Below are 1,264 nucleotides of genomic sequence, written 5' to 3'. Positions count from 1 at the left end.
GGGACTGCTGCAGCTTCGGTTGACGGTTCTTGGGACTGATCATGCCGCGATAGCGGCCTGAGTGGTGAAGGCGAGTTCGAACTCGACCGGGGTGAGCTTGCCGAGGGCACGCTGGCGCCGGCGGCGGTTGTAGGTGTGCTCGATCCAGAACACGATCGCGGCGTGGAGCTCGTCGCGGGTGCGCCAACGCCGGCGGTCGAGAACGTTCTTCTGCAGCAGCGCGTGCCAGGACTCCATGGCGGCGTTGTCGCCGGCGGAGGCGACGCGTCCCATCGATCCCTGCAGGCCTGCGGCGGTCAGCACGGCGCGGAAGGATCTTGCTCGGAACTGCGATCCGCGGTCGCTGTGCACCACCACCAGACCGCGCGGCTGGCGCCGTGCAACCGCCGTCCGTAGCGCGGTGACGGCCAGCTGGGCGGTCATCCGTTCGTCGAGGGCGTAGCCGACGATGCGGTTGCTGAACAGGTCCTTGATCGCGCAGCAGTAGATCTTGCCCTCGGCGGTGGGGTGCTCGGTGATGTCGGTGACCCAGACCCGATCGGGGCGCTGGGCGGTGAAGTTCCGCTGCACGTGGTCGTCGTGCACCGCCGGACCAGGGTTCTTGCCCGCGCCTCGCCGCCCCTTGCGCACCGTGGTCGACCAGAGCTTCTGCTCCGAGCACAACCGCCAGATGCGCCGCTCACCGGCGACCAGGCCGGCGCCGGCGACTTCGTCGGCGAGGAACCGGTAGCCGAACTCCGGGTCATCGCCGTGGGCGTCGATGAGCGCGTTGGTGAGGTAGGCATCCTCCAGATCGCGCTGGCTGACCGGAGCGGAGATCCAGGCGTAGTAGGCCTGGGTCGAGTGGCCCAGCACCCCGCAGGTCAGCCGCACCGGAATGCCCTCGGCGGCCAGGTCACGGACCAGCGGGTAGCTCATTTTGGGAGGCTGCCGGCCGCGAAGTAGGCCGCGGCCCGGCGCAGGATCTCGTTCTCCATCTCCAGCCGCCGCTTCTCCCGGCGCAGTTGCACGAGCTCGTTCTGCTCGGCGCTGGTCTGGCCATCGACGACGCCGTCATCGATGTCGGCCTGGCGCACCCAGCGGCGCACCGACTCGACCGAGATATCGAAGTCGGCAGCGACCTCGGTATGGCTCAGGTCACCGCGGCGAGCGACCCGGACGACGTCACGCTTGAACTCCGGGGGGAACTTCTTGGGCACAGCGACATCCTTCCCGCGGGACAAGATCCCGCAGAACGAGTGTCAACTGAAGTCGCAGCAGTCCC

1 protein-coding gene is annotated in these 1,264 nt (G+C 68.4%); it reads right to left on the bottom strand.

From position 1 onward, the window contains the following. Positions 1–39: 39 nt before the first annotated feature. Positions 40–1,199, bottom strand: a protein-coding gene (locus ACJTNH_RS20715; RefSeq protein WP_458179158.1) for an IS3 family transposase whose coding sequence is annotated in 2 segments (ribosomal slippage) — positions 40–926 and positions 926–1,199 — 1,161 coding nt in all. Because the reading frame shifts where the segments join, the coding sequence is not laid out codon by codon here. Positions 1,200–1,264: the final 65 nt, after the last annotated feature.

The sequence above is a fragment of the Modestobacter lacusdianchii genome (assembly GCF_054177765.1).
Note: the sequence above shows the minus strand (reverse complement) of the source record. Positions and strands in the feature narration are given on the sequence as shown.